Origin of the sequence: Pseudomonas glycinae (assembly GCF_001594225.2) — a bacterium.
In the GTDB taxonomy this organism is placed as follows: Bacteria; Pseudomonadota; Gammaproteobacteria; order Pseudomonadales; family Pseudomonadaceae; genus Aquipseudomonas; species Aquipseudomonas glycinae.
The window spans coordinates 4291829-4309971 of the sequence record NZ_CP014205.2; the positions used below are offsets into that span (position 1 = coordinate 4291829).

General features: G+C 61.4%; 14 protein-coding genes. 1 reads left to right on the forward strand and 13 read right to left on the reverse strand.

All coding sequences use genetic code 11. The annotated features are described in order from the left end of the window. Positions 1-35: 35 nt before the first annotated feature. From AWU82_RS19570 to AWU82_RS19620, 11 genes are all read right to left on the reverse strand, one after another. Positions 36-2651 (reverse strand): efflux RND transporter permease subunit, encoded by a 2616-nt coding sequence (locus tag AWU82_RS19570; protein ID WP_064382620.1) that lies wholly within the window; start codon positions 2649-2651, stop codon positions 36-38. 33 nt (positions 2652-2684) lie between these two features. After that, positions 2685-3521 carry an outer membrane lipoprotein-sorting protein gene (locus tag AWU82_RS19575; protein ID WP_064382621.1) on the reverse strand — a complete coding sequence of 279 codons (837 nt, stop codon included), beginning with the start codon at positions 3519-3521 and terminating at the stop codon, positions 2685-2687. Positions 3522-3591: 70 nt separating this feature from the next. After that, entirely contained in the window at positions 3592-4887 is a 1296-nt protein-coding gene (locus tag AWU82_RS19580; RefSeq protein WP_064382622.1) for a DUF1302 family protein, read from the reverse strand. Positions 4888-4889: 2 nt separating this feature from the next. Next, on the reverse strand, positions 4890-5654 hold the full coding sequence (locus AWU82_RS19585; protein ID WP_064382623.1) for an SDR family NAD(P)-dependent oxidoreductase: 765 nt from the start codon (positions 5652-5654) through the stop codon (positions 4890-4892). Further along, complete coding sequence (locus AWU82_RS19590) at positions 5651-6388, reverse strand: 3-oxoacyl-ACP reductase family protein (protein WP_064382624.1); 738 nt, start codon at positions 6386-6388, stop codon at positions 5651-5653. Before AWU82_RS19590 ends, AWU82_RS19585 begins: the two co-directional genes overlap by 4 nt. A gap of 9 nt (positions 6389-6397) precedes the next feature. Then, positions 6398-9268, reverse strand: coding sequence for an aminotransferase class III-fold pyridoxal phosphate-dependent enzyme (locus AWU82_RS19595; RefSeq protein WP_064382625.1), 2871 nt, complete (start codon positions 9266-9268; stop codon positions 6398-6400). Between the two features lie 54 nt (positions 9269-9322). After that, on the reverse strand, positions 9323-10531 hold the full coding sequence (locus tag AWU82_RS19600) for a beta-ketoacyl synthase N-terminal-like domain-containing protein (RefSeq protein ID WP_064382626.1): 1209 nt from the start codon (positions 10529-10531) through the stop codon (positions 9323-9325). After that, on the reverse strand, positions 10528-11823 hold the full coding sequence (locus AWU82_RS19605; protein WP_064382627.1) for a beta-ketoacyl-[acyl-carrier-protein] synthase family protein: 1296 nt from the start codon (positions 11821-11823) through the stop codon (positions 10528-10530). Before AWU82_RS19605 ends, AWU82_RS19600 begins: the two co-directional genes overlap by 4 nt. Then, on the reverse strand, positions 11820-12878 hold the full coding sequence (locus AWU82_RS19610; RefSeq protein WP_064382628.1) for a beta-ketoacyl-[acyl-carrier-protein] synthase family protein: 1059 nt from the start codon (positions 12876-12878) through the stop codon (positions 11820-11822). Before AWU82_RS19610 ends, AWU82_RS19605 begins: the two co-directional genes overlap by 4 nt. A 1-nt stretch (position 12879) precedes the next feature. Next, the gene (locus tag AWU82_RS19615; RefSeq protein ID WP_064382629.1) at positions 12880-14154 is read right to left on the reverse strand and encodes a beta-ketoacyl-[acyl-carrier-protein] synthase family protein; all 1275 of its coding nucleotides are present in this window, start codon (positions 14152-14154) and stop codon (positions 12880-12882) included. Between the two features lie 8 nt (positions 14155-14162). Beyond that, positions 14163-14732 carry an acyl carrier protein gene (locus tag AWU82_RS19620; RefSeq protein WP_064382630.1) on the reverse strand — a complete coding sequence of 190 codons (570 nt, stop codon included), beginning with the start codon at positions 14730-14732 and terminating at the stop codon, positions 14163-14165. A 524-nt stretch (positions 14733-15256) separates the two neighbouring features. On the opposite strand from AWU82_RS19620, the gene AWU82_RS19625 reads away from it, so the two are divergent. Continuing rightward, the gene (locus AWU82_RS19625) at positions 15257-15601 is read left to right on the forward strand and encodes a cupin domain-containing protein (protein WP_039592382.1); all 345 of its coding nucleotides are present in this window, start codon (positions 15257-15259) and stop codon (positions 15599-15601) included. A 94-nt stretch (positions 15602-15695) separates the two neighbouring features. On the opposite strand, the gene mmsB is transcribed toward AWU82_RS19625, so the two are convergent. Both mmsB and AWU82_RS19635 read right to left on the reverse strand, forming a co-directional pair. Continuing rightward, the gene (mmsB, locus tag AWU82_RS19630) at positions 15696-16583 is read right to left on the reverse strand and encodes a 3-hydroxyisobutyrate dehydrogenase (RefSeq protein WP_039772935.1); all 888 of its coding nucleotides are present in this window, start codon (positions 16581-16583) and stop codon (positions 15696-15698) included. Positions 16584-16592: 9 nt separating this feature from the next. Further along, on the reverse strand, positions 16593-18119 hold the full coding sequence (locus AWU82_RS19635) for a CoA-acylating methylmalonate-semialdehyde dehydrogenase (RefSeq protein ID WP_011332335.1): 1527 nt from the start codon (positions 18117-18119) through the stop codon (positions 16593-16595). Positions 18120-18143 lie beyond the last annotated feature (24 nt).

The following is an 18143-nucleotide window of genomic DNA, read 5'->3' on the forward strand; positions in this document are numbered from 1 at the left end:
CTGTCGGATCAGGGCAGGCGGAACCGGCTCGGGCTTCAACCCGGTACTGCCTCTGCGTCGATACGTTGCGCCTGAGCGGGCTGGACAACCGGCTCAATCGCGCCGAAGAACCACGGCGAAACCAGCGTCACCAGAATGATGGTCATGACCCCGCTGGAAAACAGCGCCATGGCCACCAGCGCCCCCAGGTCGACAATCGGCTTGAAGTCAGAAAACAGCAGCGCCATGAAGCCCACGGAGAAAATCACCACGTTGATCACCGTCGAGCGACCGACGCTGTGCATCGCCTGCAGAATCGCCGCGTCAACTTCAATGCCCTGCTGCACCAGCCATTTGATGCGCGACAGCAGGTGCACCGCGTAATCGACCACGCCCACCACCAGGAACGTCACCAGCGTCGTGCCGATGTTCAGCTCGATCTTGAACAGAAACATGAAGCCGTAGACCGTGACCGAGGTGGTCAGCAGGGTCAACATGCCGAGAATGCCCAGCCGCACCGACTTGAGCCAGTACATCATCATCAGCGTGACGACCAGCAACGCCAGGGAAAAACTCAGTACCTGGCCTTGGGTGATTTCCTGCAACACACCGGTCCAGATCAACGGCGTGCCGGCATGCGTCACCTCCAGATTGGCCGGTTTGTTCACCAGCAGCCAGGCGTCGAGGCGATCGAGCATGCCCTGATAATCGCTGGCGACCGACGAGGTCATGGTGTACAGCGTCAAGGCCTTGGAGAAGTCGGCGTTGAGCACGTTGTTCAAGTCCGAGCCGCCACCGTTTTCGAACAGCATCACGTGCTGCTCAATCAGCGAATTGCCTGGCACTTCGAATTGTTCGACCTGCCCGTCATCATTGACTGAGCTCACCTTTTCCATGGCGTTGGGAACGCGCAGGTAATCGGGGTTCATGTCGTTAAGCACCAGGTTCATGCGCTTGACGTAAGTGGCCAGGGAGTAGCCATAACTCACGTTCGGCTGCTGCTTGATGAAGTGGTCGAGCTTGTCGATGAACTGCACCACCTCCGTGGTCAGCACCCCACGAGGCTCCTTGCTGTCAATGGCAATCCAGCCCGGCGCCGTACCCGCGACTTTGGCGTGGTTGATGAACTGGTCCGAAATGCGGATATGGCTTTCGGGCTTGAAATAGGCAATGCCCGAGTCTTCGATATCGACGCGGAAGGTGAACACGGTGGCCAGCGCCAGCAACGGCAGCATGACCATGAGAATCGGTTTGCGAAAGCGGATCATCCAGGCGCAGAACGCCACCAGATAACGCGAGATGATCGATTCCTTGTGCGCGGCCACCTTGGCTTGCGGTGGTTGATCCTTGCCCCAGATGGAGATCCAGGCCGGAATCAGCAGCAACGAAATGATCAGCGCCGCCGTCAGGCCGATGGACATGAACATGCCGAAATTGCGGATGCTGACGATGTTGTTGGTGGTGGAAATCATGAACGTGGCGATGGTCGTCACCGTCGTCAACACCACCGGCACGACCATCAGGCGCTGGGTCTCGCGGTTGGCGTCACGGTTGCTCTTGCCGGCGTTTTTCTGCTCGTAGTATTCGGCCATTACATGGATGGCGTCCGAGCAGCAGATGGTGAACAGAAACACCGGCAATACGCTGGTCAACAGGTCGAACGGCACCCGCAGCAGCGCCATCAGGCCCAGCGTCCAGATGGTGCAGAACAGAATGTTGAACAGCGGCAACAACACGCCCAGCGGTTTGCGGAAGAAAAAAATCAACAGCAGGGTGATCAGCAGAAACACGATCGGAAACAGCACCGCCAGGTCATGGTCGATGATTTCCTGTTGGGCCGCGATGAAGATCGGCATGCCGGCAATGAAAATCTCGTCCTTGTACTCCGGATGCTCTGTCTGATACTGCGCGACGATGCCCCGCACGATCTGATAAGCGCGCAATTGCGCCTGGGCGTCATCCTGCTTGGTGCCGAGCTCGGCCACCAGCATCGCGACTTTCTTGTCCTTCGACACCACCCCGTCGACCATCAGTTCGTTGCCCATGATCTGCGACTCGACCACAGCCGGATCCATGTCATAGGCGTTGAGGGTCTTGTGGATCAACAACTCGCCACCGTCGGTCAGCACGATGTTTTCCAGGTCGCCCATCGACGCCATTTCGCGAATCGGGTTGATCCGCTCGGCGAGGAAGGTCAGGAACAACTGATCATGAGCATCCCAGTTCTGACTCTGGGCATGATCGCGCAGGGCCTTGGCCTGAGCGTAATCATTCTGGGAAAAACCGTCCTCCAGAATGTCCCGGGTCAATAACTGTGCGCGGCTGTCATTCGGGTAGCGGGCGACGAGTTGCGTCAGTTGCTCCTTGTCGGCGTCGTTGGCCAGGATCATCTTGCGCACCGACTGCGACATCGAAAACAGCGCATTGAGCGTCTGTTTGTTGAAGACCGTCTGCGGGTTGTTCAACGCCACCATCACCGAGTCGAAGGTGCCGGTGAACTCACCCTGCAAATCGATGATGGTCTTGCGCGCCGGATGGCTGTCCTTGAGCAGATAAGGGTTGGTGTCCGAAATCAGCGCACCCAGCGTATAAGTGAAATACGCGGTGATCGCCACCAGCAGGAAAACGATCGCCCGCGCATGGCGCTCGACGAAGTTCAGGTATCTTTCCATGATCATGTGTTCCAGGGTCGTCGGGAGCGGCGCTTAGCGGGCAGTCACGGAAAATTCCGGCAGGTCACCGGTTTTCAGCCCGCGCTTGATGGCGGTCTGGGTAAACAGTCGGTCTTCCAGCGGAACGTTGTACTGCAACTGGTTGAAGCGCATTTCCGAGCGCGTGCCGTCGATGAAGTGCTCGGTTTCACTGAGCTGGATGCTGTCGATCCCGTCGATGGTCTCGACCTTTTGGGTGCGCATCTGCTTGATCAGCACACCTTTGACGTCGAAGAAGTCCTGACGCATGACCAGGAAATTCTGCTTGTCGATCCACACCTTGAGTTTGTTGTAACCGGTCTTGGCCAGCACTTCCGGGGACACCGGTTCACGTTCGATCACGTAGCAGTCGCGGCCCTTGATCTGCTCTTCTCCCAGCAATGTCTGCGAGTAATCCTTGACCCGGATCTTGTCCAGGTCGGCATAGGAGTATTCGCTGCCCATGAACGAGCCGCGCTTGTCGGTGGTGGAGATCCGGCGGGTCTGGCGGCTGACCGGCAGGTACATCCACTGGCTGTCTTCCAGCCCCAGAGTCTCGTGCGGGTTTTCGATGTGGAACGCGACGTCGCGCACATCGGTCGGCGCCGAGAAATACATGCTGAATTTGTCGCTGTCCGGGTAGTCCTTCTGCAGGTAGGTGAATTCACGAACCCGGGTATTGCCCTTCTTGTCGTGGAGGATCAACGACACCTGGGACATGAAGCTTTTACCGTCATTGCGATCGCGCACCTGGCGAATGATTTCATCGGCATTGCTGCCGTCGGCAGCGCTGGCGCAGACGCCACTGAGGATCAACGCGGTGGCGGTCAGACTTTTCAAAAGCGGCAACATCGGAATTTCCCTTTTCGTCGGATGAGTACATGCGGACCTGCGCCACCGGCGGCAGGCAGGCGTCACGGGGTTAAAACAAATAGCCGGCGGACAGCCGCACTTGATCGCGCTTGCTGTACTCGCCGAAGGCCCTGTCGGGTTTGCCGAAGAACACGTCCACTTCCAGTCCCAGCTTGATGTAGTCCACCGGTTTGTAGGTGAAGATGCCCTGCAACAAGGCGTTGTCCTTGAGCGGCGGCGAGGCCGCAGCCACCAGCCGGCTCTTGAGCCGGTCCTGCCAGTGAGTGCCTTCGGCCGACAGCGTGAACAGCGGCTCGCGCTTGTCCTGCAGCATCCCGTCCTGCCAGTCGAGCAGCACCTGCTCCTGCCATTGCGCCGAAATCAGCCAGTCGCGCCACAGATAATCGACACCCAACAGCGACTTGACCATCGACGTGCTGTCGGCACCGTAGGCGCGGGTCGGATTGGTCACGCGCCAGTTGTCGAACCAGGCAATCTCGCTGCGCACCACGATGCTGTGACCGGCGTCGATCGCCAGACCTGCACCGCCCATGGTGTAACGGGGAAACTGGCGTTGAAGACGCGTACGACCGTCATCGGCCAGACCTTCGACGGCATACACCGGGTCCTGCTGACGTGCGCTCAACGCTACGAAACTGGTGTCCACTGCACCGATCCGGCCATTGGCGCTCAGACCATAGGCATAGCCCTTGTCACCGTCATAGCCGGGTTTGGAATCAAGCAGGAAATACTCCGGATCGGGCGCCGCGAACAGCGGCGCGGCGAACTCGCTGCCCGCCACCGGCGGCTGGTTCTTGACGAAGTCGGTGATCCACAGCGCTTCCAGTTCCCACTCGCCTACGGGCTGCGTCACACGCACCATCGGTACAGCGATGCGGCTGTCTTCAAGCAACGGGGTCAGCCCATCGCGATAGTCCAGCGGGTTGATCTGGTCCAGCACACGCAGCTCATCCGCACGCCCCCAGACCACCTGCTGCCAGCCGACCGTCACTTCACCGTCGCCCAGCGAATGACCGACATACAGATGCCGCCAATCAGCGTCGAAGCGATATTTTTCCCGGGCGCGTTCGCTGTACGGGTTGTTGCCGTCGTAGCGGGCGTCATACCGCACACGACCCTTGGCCTTGTAATAGCCGCCGTCCCAGTTGTCCTCCAGGTTGGCTTTGAAATACACGGCCTTCTGTGTGACCTGATCGTCACCGTGCAGGCGCAGTGCCGTGGCCACACCGATTTCGGCGTCGGCGTAATCGGGCTTCAGATCGTCGACTTCCAGGGCCGCGACAGCCGCCGGAGCGGCCACGCAGGCCCACATCGCCCAGGCGATGCGGTTGATAGTTCCTGGCATCGCTACATTCCCAACCCGACGCCGCCATCGATCACCAGGCTCTGGGCCGTGACCCCGCCGGCTTCAGGGCTGGCCAGGTAACGCACCATCGCCGCCACTTCTTCGCTCTGGATGAAGCGGCGCATCGGCAGTTTTTTCTTCGCGTTGCGCACGATCTGTTCCTGGGTCAGACCGGCGATCGCCGCTTGCGTCGCCAGTTCACCCTGGAGCATCGGCGTATCGATCCAGGCCGGCAGAATCGCGTTGACCGTGATCTGCCGCGACGCCAGGTCCAGTGCCAGAGCCTTGGTCATGCCGACGATGCCGTGCTTGGAAGCGCAGTACGCGGTGTTGCGCACCTTGCCGGCCCGCCCGAGGATCGAGGACATGTTGATGATGCGTCCCCGATCCGGCATCAGCGCCAGGCACAACGAGGTCACGTAAAACGTACCGTTGAGGTTGACCGAAATCACCTTGTGCCAGTTGTGCAGATCTTCGGGCTCGTTTTCATTGCAGATACCGGCACTGTTGACCAGCACGTCGACCTGCTTGATCCGGCTGCCGAGCTGCTTGAAAAACGCTTCCATGGCAGGCAGGTCGGCGATGTTCGCCGCGTGGGTCTCGACCCGCGCGTTGATCCGCTCCTGCTGCTCATCGACCCAGCCCTGCAATTGCGGCAAGTCCAGGTCCAGCAGGATCAGGTGATTGTCGCCATTGGCCGCGAAGTCCTCGGCCACCGCGCGACCGATGCCCTTGGCCGCACCGGTAATCAGAATGGTGCGGCTCATGGCATTTTCAACCCGCCGTTCACCGGCAGGACCTCCCCGGTCAGGTACAGGCCACGGTCGGCGAGGTACAGCACCGCCTCGGCAATTTCCTCGGGCTCGGCGTAACGCTTGATCAGCAACCGCGACTGGATCTGCTCCTCCTGACTGCCGATCAGTGCGGTGCTCATCTCGGTCTTGACGATTCCCGGTGCCACCGCATTGACCCGGATATTGCGCGGCGCCAGCTCGACCGCCAGCGCGCGGGTCATGGCTTCGACCCCGCCCTTGGCCGCGGCATAGTTGCTCTGGCCCTTGCCGGGCTTTTGCGCGGCGACCGAACTGATATTGACGATACAGCCACTGCGCTGGCGCAGCATGCCCGGCAGCACCTGCTGACAGCAAAGCAAGGTGCCGACCAGGTTGGTCTGGATCACCTCCAGGATGTCGCTGGCCGGCATCGTCGCCAGCAAGCCGTCACGGGTAATGCCGGCGTTGTTGACCAGCAGATCGACGCGCTGAAAATGCGCCTCGACCCGCTCGAAGAATGACTCGATGCTGCCGCCACGGCTGATGTCGCATTGCAGCGCCAGGCAATCCACGCCCGACGCTTGCACTTCATCACGCAAGGCCATCGCCGCTACTTCATCACGCACATAACTGAACGCCACTTGATAACCGGCACCTGCCAGCGCCAGGACGATGGCCCGACCGATGCCACGGCTGCCGCCGGTCACTACTGCTACTTTGTTCGGCATGACCGTTCCTTACAGCGAGTTATCGGTTTTGAACTGCGCGAGGCTGAACCCGTGGGTCGCGGCCAGTGCACGGATCTGCTGCACTTGCTCACGGCTGATGTCGCCGTAGGAGTAGTGCTGTTTCATGCCCGACAGCCCCATCAGTACCGACTCCGCCATGCAGGCATACAACTGACCTTGCTTGAGGTAGGCGCGAACGTTGGGAGCCAGGCCATCGCCCAGCGGCGTCTGGACAATCCCGCCGTGCATGTACAGCACGTCGGAGCGCTGACCGGCGAGGTTCTGGTCCACGTTCAGCGGAACGGCGATGTCGCAGATCACGCTGTTCTCGGCAAAGTGTTCGGCACCGAGAAAGGCCTGCGGTGCATTCGCCGCACAAAGCACGATGCGCGCTTGCTTCAAGGCATCCAGGTCGTTGCTGACGGTGATGAACGCGTTGCTTCCCAGTTGCTCATCGACCATTTGCGCCACTCGCAGCCCGAGATCGGTACTGTTGCCATGGGCTTGCAGCAGGGCGTCGATACCCCGCAGTTGCTGCAGGCGACTGGCGAGACGATCGTGCTCGGCAACACCCTTTAGAATCGCCCGGGCGGCTTCGGCGTAAATCTGGTGAGCGGTTTTCTCCAGGCGTCGCAGCGAGCCGTCGCGACCACTGCCGATCAGGATCAGGTGCTCGACACGGGTCGACAACAGCGAAGCGTAGGTCGAAGCAATGTTGCCGGCAGCACCGACCACCGCAGCGGTCTGCCGGCTCAGCTCCAGACCTTGCTGTTTGCAGCCCTGCTCGATCGCTTCCAGCCCCATGCCGATGGTCAGCGCGTTGCCCGAGGTCAGCGCCATATCAGGGATTTTCAGCGCCTGACAGTTGTTGGTGACGATCGAGGTGTACATGCCCAGGCCGGCCACGCTATAGCCGTCGGCGCGGGCATCCTTGATGCGATTGCCGACTTCCTCGCGGATGGTTTCCAGATCGCCGCTGGCGATGTAAGCCGCCATCGCATCGGAATCCATGCATAGCGGATAGAGAGTGAACTCCACCGCAGTGCCGAGTTTCGAGCGGATCTGCACCGGGCCGATGGGCGCCGCGCGGCGCTCGGGGGCCATGCGTTTGATGAACTCGCGCTTCTGCTCCGGGCTCAGGGTCGACAGCGATGGGTCGACATCACTGAGCATGTCCGCATCGATCAGGTGGTTGATGAACGCCACGCGTGCGACCACGCGCACGTTCTCGTCAGGCTTTGGGAGGCTTTCGGTCTCCGTGAAGCTGACATCGCGTGCCGGCACCTGGGGGATGCTGTCGGCACACACACCGGCAGCCAGCGGGAACGCGTCGCGACGACGCAGCATGTCGCAGACTTTTTGCAGCGAAGCGATCAGGCCATCGATTTCCTGGAAAGTGATGCACACCGGTGGTTCCAGGCGAATCACATTGGCGTTGCTGCCCGATGGCGCCACACGCAACGACTCGAACTGCAACAGGTAGCCGGCAATGATATAGCCCAGCGCATCGTTGTACTGCGCCGACGCCTGGACCAGCGAACTGGCGCCGGTCAGGTCATGCAGTTCGAACCCCAGCAGCAGGCCGCGTCCGCGCACATCGGCGATCACGTCCGGATAAGCCGCCTTGAGTTCCAGCAGCGAAGTCTTGAGGTACTCGCCCTTCTTGTTCACATCCTTGAGCATGGCGCTGTCGTTTTCGAACAACCGGCGCAGGGCCGACAGCGCGATGTGGCACGACGCATCGTCTTCAGCGAAGGTCGAGCTGTGGATGTAGCTGAAATCATTTTCGTAATGACTGGCGCGAATTACGGTGGCGGCGATTTTCATCAAGCCGCCCCCCAATGCCTTGGACAGGCAGTAGTAGTCGCCCTGCAGGTTGAAATGGGTGGCGCCGAGCAAGGTGCCGGTGCGGCCGAAACCCGACTGCACTTCGTCGATGACCAACGGGCATTGCTGCTCGTTGCACAGGCGACGCAAGCCCAGATAGAACTCTTTGGCAAACTCGTTGATCCCGCCCTCGCCCTGGATCGGCTCCAGCAGCACGGCAGTGATTGCGCTGAACGCTTGACGGCGCACGTGCAGGGTTTCGCCGCTCCACTCCAGGCTCAGCCAGTGATGCTGGTGGCGGGCCGGCAGGTCTTGCAGCTGCTGCGGTTGATGCGGATCGATGAATTCGACGTTGAGCCCGAAACGGGCAAATGGCTTGCGGTATTGCTTGCCGTAAGTCAGTTGAACGGTGTTCACCAGTTTGCCATGGAAGCTGCCTCGCACCGCGAGGAAGACCGGCTCGACATGCAGTTGCGCAAGGTTGTGCTGACGCACCGCCTCGGCCACCTGACGCACGGTCACGCAGGTCAGGTGCGGCGGCAACAGGCCGGCCGGCAGGTCGAGATCGTCGATCTCCAGCTCGACATAGGCCTTGTCACTGGCCACCAGATTCGCCAGTTCGAAATCACGCTCGTCGAACTGCTTCTGCAGGTTTTTCTGACGACGGTACTCGGCATGCTTGACGGCGATTTCCACCGACTCGGCGCCACTGTTGGAGAACGTGGAAATGTAGCGCTCGGTGTTGTTCAGCTCACGGTTGAACGCTTCGCTGAGTTCGCGCCCCAGCTGCCCCGCCGCGCCACGCACCGACATTTGCGCGTTGAACGGCACATCGGCGCGCAGCAGGCCGCATAGCTGATCGACGAATTGCGGATCGTTGTGACCGTACAGCGCGGCACCGTAACCACCGAGAAAATCGGTGACGGTCACTTCGTCACCCTGCTTGTCGCGGTAGAACAGTTTGCTGCCCTGCGCCCGATGGAACTGGCACTCCAGGCCCAGGGCCTGCATCAGTTCAACGAATTTTGGCCGAACGTAATCGCGGTAATCCATGACAGTCATATCCCTTGAGTAAAAATTCAGAAGCGATGTATTGCCTTGAAGCGGTCAGTCGTCCGCCTGCAAGTCGAGTTGGTAGCAGGCGCTGAAACCGTTGTCGTCGCGGTTGATCACCAGGCAATCGTGCAGAACGGCATCCCGCGGTTCGCCCGATACAAACGGCAGATGCGTATCCACCGGCTGCGTCAGCCCGGCAATCGGCGCGATGCTTTGGGCCTGCAGCATCTGGCGGGCGAGGATCAGGTCGGCCAGACTCGGCGCACCGCTGAGGATGCCGGTCAACGCCGTGCTGCTGGTGATGTGTGCGGCGCCGGTTCGGGCCAGCGTGCGGGCCAGATCGGCGTCCTTGTGCGCAGTGCCGGTGGCACTGCTGATCAGCAAATCGACCTGTTTGTCCGGAAGGCTCAGAGCGTCCAGACGCGGATGCGCGAACAGCGCCGTCAGGCAGGTTTGCGGTTCCGGCGGCAGATCCGCGGCCCGCCGCAGCACCAGGGCAGCGGCGCCTTCGCCGGCAATGCCGCCCGAACCCTTTCGGTCAAAGGCGAGCATCTGCCGGGAACCGTCGGTACCGATCACACCTGCCTCGGCGAGCGCGGCCAGCGCCAGCGGGTCGAGCTCACTGCCGGCCCCGACCACGATGGCCACGTCGATGCGCCCACTCTGCAAGGCACTGTGCGCCTGACGCAATGCCGCCAGATTGCCGGCCACGCCCTGCATGTAAGCGTTGCACTCGCACTCCAGCTTCAAGGCCAGACTGACCACACCGAGCAAGCCGTTGCTCAGACTCTTGAGCACCAGAAACGGATCGAGCGCACGCTCCTGCAACACTTGCCGGGCGAGGCGGTTCATGTCGGCTACGCCGTCGGTCCGGGACTCCTGAAGCAGTTCCCCATAGGAAGCCACTGACGGATGGGTATACCCGCCCTGACAGCAATAGAGGCCATAACGCAAACCGTCCTGACCGGGTTCGACGCCGGCCTCGGCCAGCGCCTGACGCACCGCGCTGACGCCCCAGATCACCGCCGGCGGGCAGTAACGCTGCAGGTTTTGCGCAACGTCCTGGCGACTGCGCTGGTGCGTGGCGTCATCGATCTGTCCGAATGCGGCGATGCGTTCACTGTGAAACAGCGGCGTTTGCAGCGGTCCGATCGCACTGCGACCTTCCCGGGCCGCCGCCCAGAAGCCCTCGACGCCCCAACCCGTGGGCAACACACAACCGCTGCCAGCGATGGCAATGCGTGCAGTGGCGCTAGTCATTGTCCGTGCTCCCGATATTTGCCAAGGGCCAGCGAGGTGTTCAGGCCGCCGAAGCCAAAGGAGTTGCTGAGGGCGTAATCCACACGACGGCTGACGGCCTGACCGGCGCAATAATCCAGATCGCAGCGTTCATCGGCCTCGTGCAGGTTCACGGTGGGTGTGACCAGATCGTTCAGACAGGCCAGCGCAGTGACAATGCACTCCGGCGCCCCGGCCGCCGCGATCAGGTGGCCGAATTGCGATTTGTTGGCACTGACGGCCAGCGCCTGATAATGCTTGTGCTGAGCGAACACCTGCTTGATGGCCAGGGTCTCCGCCACATCATTGAGGGGCGTCGAGGTGCCGTGGGCATTGATCAGGTCAATCTGCTGCGGCTGCAACCCCGCATCGTCCAGCGCCGCTTGCATTGCCAGCGCGGCGCCGCGGCCTTCTGGCTGCGGTGCGGTGACCTTGTAGGCATCCAGGCTGCTGCCGTAACCGAGCACTTCGGCATACGGGGTCGCCCCCCGCGCCAGGGCATGCTCAAGACTTTCCAATACAACAAACCCGCCACCCTCGCCGGCGATCAGACCGCTGCGGTCACGATCGAACGGCCGGCACAGATCAGCGCCCCAGCGCTGCTCGCCCGAGGCTGCGCCCAGCAGGTACAAAGCGGCCATGGTGTCGAGGTTGAGCACCGAGTCGGCGCCACCGGCCACGGCAACATTCACTTCGCCGCGACGAATCATCTGGAACGCATTGCCGATCGCCTGGGATGCGCCGGCACAGGCACTGCTGATATTGATCACCGGGCCCTCACAACCGAGGTCGTCGGCAATCACTCGCGCCAGCCGGTCGTTGGCCTGACGCAAGGAACCCTCGGCGCTGACTTCTGTTGCCCGTGCCATCAGGTGTCGCCAGTCCGGTGCATCGCCGCCCGGCGCCTGGGTCAGGAGCATGTCGGCGAGCATGTGTTGCGGCGCCCCGGAGGCACACAGCACGGCAGCCTCGCGCAACTGCTCGGGGTTCAACCCGCTGTCGGCGACGGCCTGGGTGGCGGCCACCCAGCCAAAGCGACTGCGTTTTTCCAGGAGCCGCGTCCAGGCCGGGTGGTTCTGCAAATGCCCGGGTAACAACGTCATGTCCACGGGCGCCGCGTAGCGAACCGGAAATTCATTTTCGTGCAGGTCTTGCGGCTGCCACGGGCGCACGCAGTGTTCGGCGCCGAGCATTTTTTCCCAGAGGGTCTGCCATTCGAAACCGAATCCGGTTACCGCGCCCATTCCGGTGATCACAATCCGTGTCGCACTCATGCGTACTTCTCCAGGGTTTCACTGGCCAACAGCAATGCGCCCCAGTGACCGGCGCGACCATGACTGACGAGCAAGGTGTAACCAGGCACAGCGCCTGCTTCGCGGCTGTGGTGCAAAGCCATGGCGACCTCGGTCAGCAATCCGCTGGCGCCCAGTTCGCCGGTCATTGCACTGGCATTGCGCAGGTGTTGTGGCGTCGATTCAAACAGACTCATCAGTTGCCGGTCGGCGGGATTGGCCACCACATTGGCAACGTCACCCATACACAGTTTTTCCTCGCTCAGGGCGCGTTCGATCACGCGTTTGCCGACGGCCAGCGTGCGCTGCGGATCGGCGCTGTAGCCTCGGGCAAACCCGGCCACACGCAAGATCTGCGTGGTGTCCTGCAGCGGTGTCGAACTGAGCAACAGCGCCGCGGCGCCTTCACCGTAAACCGGCTCGTCCGCCAGAGCAGGCTCGCGCAGGTACAGGGCCGGTGTCAGGTTCGGACTGCTGCTGACCACCAGCGCCGCATCGGCGTGTTGTTCGGCAATTTGCTGACAGGCCTCGATCAACGCATCGAGCCCGGCATTGTCCTGGGAGCAGAAGCCGCCCATCGGGCCATGGCAGTTCAGCGCCTCGGCCACGTAAGCCATCACACTGCTGTTGAGCAGCGTCAACGCATGCAATGGCGGGGTGTTGGCCAACAGTTGCGACAACTGTTTTTGCGGCTGTTCGAGGATCGCTTGCACTGCATCCCAGCAAGGGCTTGGCGCGTCTACCTCCGGAATGGCGGCGGTCAGAGCAATGCGCGCAGCAGGCAGTTGCAGCGCTGCCAGCGCGGGCGCCAGACGTGCGGCGCAATGCAGCAGACGCAACCCCTGGGGCTCGACGCTGCGCTGGATCTTGCGATCGAACAGATCGCTGGCCAGGCGCGGCACGGGCAAAGCCAGGGCCTTGCGTTGCGGGTCGAAGGCCAGCGGTTGTGGCACCGGCGGTGTCCCAAGCAGGTCGGCGCATTCGCTGCCGGCCGCATTGAGCACGGCAGCCGCATTGATGTAGAGGGCTCTGTTCATGTCATGCCCTCCCCAGAACCAGCGAGCTGTTGACGCCGCCGAACCCGAAGGAGTTGGACATCACCACGTTGATCGGCTGGCGCACAGGCTCGCTGAGGAACTTCAATGAAGGGTATTCGGCGCGCTCAGGCTCATAGTTCAAGGTCGGCAACAGCACACCGTCGCGCAACGTCATCAGCGACAACACGGCTTCAATCGCGCCGCTGCCTGCCAGGGAGTGCCCAATGGCCGACTTGTTGGCGGTGAAGGTCATGAAGTCCTGGCATTCGCCAAACAGCCGTTGCAGGGCCAGGGCCTCGCAACTGTCGTTGGCCTGGGTGGAAGTCCCGTGGGTATTGACGTGTTGCACGGCACTGCGCAGCAGCCCGGCATCTTCGATTGCAGCGTCCATGCATTCCTCGTACTTGCTGCCATCCCGGCTGCTGGAGGTCATCTTCTGGGCTTCGCAGACATTGGCGTAGCCCAACACTCGTCCCAGTGGCCTGGCCTTGCGCCGCCGGGCATGCTCGGCGGATTCGAGAATCACCAGCGCCGCGCCTTCGCTGAGCACAAAACCACTGCGATCCGGCATGAACGGGCGGCTCTGCTCGCCTGCCGGCAGGTCGGCCTGGCATAGCGCGCCAAGGCTGTTGAACATGTAATACGGCAGCTCATTGGCCATCAGTTCCACGGCACCGCAAATTGCCAGGTCCACTTCACCGCGCTCGATCGCCCGGTAAGCGCTGCCGATGGCCATGGTGCCGGCGGCACAGGCGTCGGAGTGGGTCGAGATGCAGTCGCGTATACCGAGCCAGTCCGCCAGGTGTTGGGTCTGTTGATCGACCCGACGCGCGAAAGAAGCGCTCGACGGTGCCGGATGATCCAGCAGGCGATCCAGATCGACTCGCCCCGTGTCATCCATGCAACGACTGACCCGCTGCAAATCGTGACTGTCGGCACAGTATTTATTGGCCCCCAGGAACAGGCCGCTGCGGCTGTGGGCAAAATCGGCCGGTGTCAGACCGGCGTGCTGCAATGCCTGACGCGCGACGTACTCCGCCAGCACGCTCTGGCGCGGGTGCAGCGCTGCGTTACCACCGAATCCGGCGGCAATCCGCTGCCACTGCGCGTCATCGATAAACCCGGCCGCACTGTTGCGAAACCCCAGTGCCTGGAACCGGGGATGTTCGCGGACACAGGATTGTTTCCGGCAGATGCGCTCGAACAACGTGGCAGCGTCCAGCGCCATGGGCGCCACCAGGCCGAACCCGCTCACATAGACTTCTCGTGCCCGCATGTGAGCTCCTACACCGTCTCTTTGACGTGAGTGGCCACAAACTGCTCGACCAGTTGACGGGAGACCTCGTCGCCATCGGCCGGCACCAGTCGTGCGCTGCATGCACCACAGACCACTTGCTGACGTTCGTTGAGCACGGCTTGATGGGCGTTGCAGTCAGGGCAACTCGATGGCAGGTAATTGAACAGATTGCGGCACTGCTGCGCCCAGTTGAGAACTGTGGTGGCCGCGAACACCTGCGCCGGCTGCATGCCGGCCTTTAGCTGGTCCGGTGCGTAAGCGCTCAGGCTTTGCTCCAGCAGGGCCTTGCCGTTTTCAGTGATCCGGCCATTGGCCAGAAACTCGCTGGCATCCCCGCAGACAGCCACCGCGTGATCCAGCACGCTGGTCTTGGGCAAGGTGCAGCCATACTGACGGCCCAGCTGGAAGCTGAGGTCGACGATGTCCAGCGAATCCGCCCCCAGATCTTCGACGATGCTGCTGTGCTCATCGATTTCATCAGCGCTCATTACCAACAACTGCGCGAGAATGGCGCGGGTGCTGCCTATGACCTGTTCCAAGTCCAATGGATTGTTCATTTCTATCTCCCTATATGTCGTGGCTGACTCATATTTTCCGCATACGAGAAGTAACTTTTCCTACAGCAACTTCTCACGCGGCGGAAATCTAAACTCTGCCCTTAAGGGGAGAGTCAACGAACTATTCAAAGTTTTTTATTGATCTGAGACGGACGTGCACAAGCCCCGTAAATGCTGCACTCGATTGGTGCGAGTGATTGGTCGGAGCGACATATTTACTTAACAAAGTCTGCGTAGGCTGGAGCGCGCCGGACGCTCTCAGGGTCAAGTATTGAAAGCAACTTAGCGATGACACCCCGACGTATCACCTGACAAATTAAATCAAGTAATTTTGTTATAAGTTCATAACCTTTGTTCCAGATCAGTACATCCCTTCAAATAAAGTTTCAGGGTTATTGACTAACCGTTCAGTGCAATTGGCTACTGCGTTTATGAGCAACTGAATGTCGAGCCCAGACAATTGGCAAAGTACCCGGCGCTATAGGGTGCAGCTTCCGCTCAAAAGCCCATTCTGGAACTCACCAATGACCGCACCTATCACCGTTTTACGCGACACCCATCCCCTGCCCGTACTCGACGCCTGCAAATGGGAAAAGCTCGAGGGCGACCCGCACACCGTCAATCTCAACGCCTACACCAGCGAAGACGGCAGCAAGATCATGGGCACGTGGATCTGCACCCCAGGCAAGTGGCGGGTGGACTACGTGAAGTGGGAGTACTGCCATTTTCAGGAAGGCTACTGCGTGATTACCCCGGACGGCATGGAGCCGATCCACCTGCGCGCCGGCGACATCTTCGTGGTCGAACCCGGCATGAAAGGCACCTGGGAAGTGGTCGAGACCGTGCGCAAATATTTCGTGTTCGCCTGATACAAAAAAGCCGGGAAACCACCCGACGTGATTTCCCGGCAACACCTACTGCATTTGAATTGCAGACCTGTGACGAGCACAGGCCTGACGACGATTACTGCGGCTTGCGATAGCTGTTGATGATCGCCGAGAAGTCCTTGCCCCCTTCCCCGCGCTGGCTCATTGCCTGATACAACTGCTGCGCCACCGCGCCCAGCACCACGGGCTGATGGGCCTGACGCGCCGCTTCGGTAGCCAGCCCCAGATCCTTGAGCATCAGCTCGGCGCCGAAGCCACCGGTGTAACCGCGCGAGGCCGGCGCCGTTTCGACGATGCCCGGCCACGGGTTGTACATTTCCGAACTCCAGCAACGCCCGGTCGAGCTGTTGATGATCCCGGCGAGCACTGTGGTGTCGATCCCCAGCGCATCGCCCAGCGCCATCGCCTCGCTGACGCCGACCATCGAAATGGCGAGCAACAGGTTGTTGCAGATCTTGGCGATCTGCCCGGTGCCGACCTCACCGCAATGCACGATGTTGCGACCCATCTGCGCCAGCACCGGTTGCAGGGTGGCGAACAGTTCAGGAGTGGCGCCGACCATGAAGGTCAATGTACCTGCAGTGGCGCCGCCGGTACCACCGGACACCGGGGCATCGGCCATGGCCACGCCTTGCTTGGCGGCCGCCGCCGCCACATCGCGTGCGGTCTGCGGATCGATGGTGCTGCAATCCACCGCCGGCACGCCTTTGCCAATCCCCGCCAGCACGCCGTCTTCACCGAGCCAGACACTGCGTACATGCACCGCCGCCGGCAGCATGGTGATCACCAGTTCTGCATCTTCGGCGGCTTCGCGAGCCGAGGCGCGGATGGTACCGCCCAGTTGCTCGAGTTCCGCCAGCACGGTTTTGTTCAGGTCCACCAGATTCAGCGAATGCCCGGCCTTGATCAGGTTGCGCGCCATCGGCGCGCCCATGTTGCCCAGACCGATAAATGCGATTTTCATGGCCATTCCTCAGCGCAGGTTGATGGTGGTATTCACGCCGTCGTTGACGCTGTCGTCATCGAACCAGCGCGCCGTGACCGTTTTGGTCTGGGTGTAGAACTGCACCACTTGCTTGCCGTAAGGGCCGAGGTCGCCGAGTTTCGAACCACGCGAACCGGTGAAGCTGAAGAACGGCACCGGCACCGGAATCGGAATGTTGATGCCGACCTGGCCGACGTCGATTTCAGTCTGGAACTTACGCGCCGCCGCACCGCTCTGGGTGAACAGGCCCGTGCCGTTGCCGAACGGGTTGGCGTTGACCAGCGCAATGGCCTGATCGAGGGTGTCGACTTCCAGCACCACCAGCACCGGGCCGAAGATTTCCTGGGTGTAGATCTGCATGTCGGTGGTCACGCCGGAGAACAGGGTCGGGCCGACGAAATTGCCTTTCTCGTAACCCGGCACGCTGATGTCGCGACCGTCCAGCTCGAGTTTTGCGCCTTCCTTGATGCCGCTTTCGATCAGATCGAGAATCCGCGCCTTGGCCTTTTTCGAAATGACCGGGCCGACATCGGTGCCCGGCTCATTGCCGGCGTTGACCTTGAGTTTCTGCGCCAGCGCTTTCAGATCCGGCAGCCACTGCTTGGCCGCACCCACCAGCACCACCACCGAGGTGGCCATGCAACGCTGACCGGCCGCACCGAAACCGGCGCCGACCAAGGCGTTGAGCGCTTGCTCGCGATTGGCATCCGGCAGCACCACCGCATGGTTCTTCGCGCCCATCATCGATTGCACGCGTTTGCCGTGTTTACCGGCCAGGTCATAAACGTGGGTGCCGACGGCAGTCGAACCGACGAACGAAACGGCCTTGATGTCCTTGTGGGTGCACAAGCCGTCAACCACGTCCTTGCCACCATGGACGACGTTAAGCACACCGGCCGGAATGCCCGCTTCAATCGCCAGCTCCACCAGCAACATGGTCGACAGCGGATCCTGCTCCGATGGCTTGAGGACGAAGGTGTTGCCGCAGGCGATGGCCATCGGGAACATCCACAGCGGAATCATTGCCGGGAAGTTGAACGGGGTGATGCCGGCGCAGACGCCGATCGGCTGGCGCAGGGTGTAGGTGTCGACACCGCCGGCCACGTTTTCGGCGAATTCGCCCATCTGCAGGCTACCGATGGAGCAGGCGTGCTCGACCACTTCCAGGCCCCGGAAAATATCGCCCTCGGCATCGGCAATGGTCTTGCCCTGCTCGGCGCTCAGCACCACGGCGATGCGTTTGGAATGTTCACGGATCAGCGCCTGCAGCTTGAGCATGATGCGCATGCGCGCGCCGATCGGGGTCAGCTTCCAGGTCTGGAAGGCGCGCTGGGCGGCGCTGACGGCGGCGTCGACTTCAGCGGCGGTGGCGAATGGAACCTTGGCCAGAACCTGCTGGGTCGCCGGGTTGACGATGTCGTGCCACTCGGTGGTCTGCGACTCGACCCACTCGCCGTCGATCAGCAGCTTGACCTTCTGGATCGTGGTTTCGTTGGGCGTAAGCGATGCGTTCATGCTGGTCTCCAGAACTTGTTTTTA

What these genes read in the sequence shown, in the direction of transcription:
- AWU82_RS19600 (WP_064382626.1), bottom strand. Translation starts at nt 10,531, where the DNA reads ATGACTAGCGCCACTGCACGCATTGCCATCGCTGGCAGCGGTTGTGTG.
- AWU82_RS19570 (WP_064382620.1), bottom strand. Translation starts at nt 2,651, where the DNA reads ATGGAAAGATACCTGAACTTCGTCGAGCGCCATGCGCGGGCGATCGTT.
- AWU82_RS19590 (WP_064382624.1), bottom strand. Translation starts at nt 6,388, where the DNA reads ATGCCGAACAAAGTAGCAGTAGTGACCGGCGGCAGCCGTGGCATCGGT.
- AWU82_RS19580 (WP_064382622.1), bottom strand. Translation starts at nt 4,887, where the DNA reads ATGCCAGGAACTATCAACCGCATCGCCTGGGCGATGTGGGCCTGCGTG.
- AWU82_RS19625 (WP_039592382.1), top strand. Translation starts at nt 15,257, where the DNA reads ATGACCGCACCTATCACCGTTTTACGCGACACCCATCCCCTGCCCGTA.
- AWU82_RS19585 (WP_064382623.1), bottom strand. Translation starts at nt 5,654, where the DNA reads ATGAGCCGCACCATTCTGATTACCGGTGCGGCCAAGGGCATCGGTCGC.
- AWU82_RS19610 (WP_064382628.1), bottom strand. Translation starts at nt 12,878, where the DNA reads ATGAACAGAGCCCTCTACATCAATGCGGCTGCCGTGCTCAATGCGGCC.
- AWU82_RS19575 (WP_064382621.1), bottom strand. Translation starts at nt 3,521, where the DNA reads ATGTTGCCGCTTTTGAAAAGTCTGACCGCCACCGCGTTGATCCTCAGT.
- AWU82_RS19595 (WP_064382625.1), bottom strand. Translation starts at nt 9,268, where the DNA reads ATGGATTACCGCGATTACGTTCGGCCAAAATTCGTTGAACTGATGCAG.
- AWU82_RS19635 (WP_011332335.1), bottom strand. Translation starts at nt 18,119, where the DNA reads ATGAACGCATCGCTTACGCCCAACGAAACCACGATCCAGAAGGTCAAG.
- AWU82_RS19620 (WP_064382630.1), bottom strand. Translation starts at nt 14,732, where the DNA reads ATGAACAATCCATTGGACTTGGAACAGGTCATAGGCAGCACCCGCGCC.
- AWU82_RS19605 (WP_064382627.1), bottom strand. Translation starts at nt 11,823, where the DNA reads ATGAGTGCGACACGGATTGTGATCACCGGAATGGGCGCGGTAACCGGA.
- AWU82_RS19615 (WP_064382629.1), bottom strand. Translation starts at nt 14,154, where the DNA reads ATGCGGGCACGAGAAGTCTATGTGAGCGGGTTCGGCCTGGTGGCGCCC.
- mmsB (WP_039772935.1), bottom strand. Translation starts at nt 16,583, where the DNA reads ATGAAAATCGCATTTATCGGTCTGGGCAACATGGGCGCGCCGATGGCG.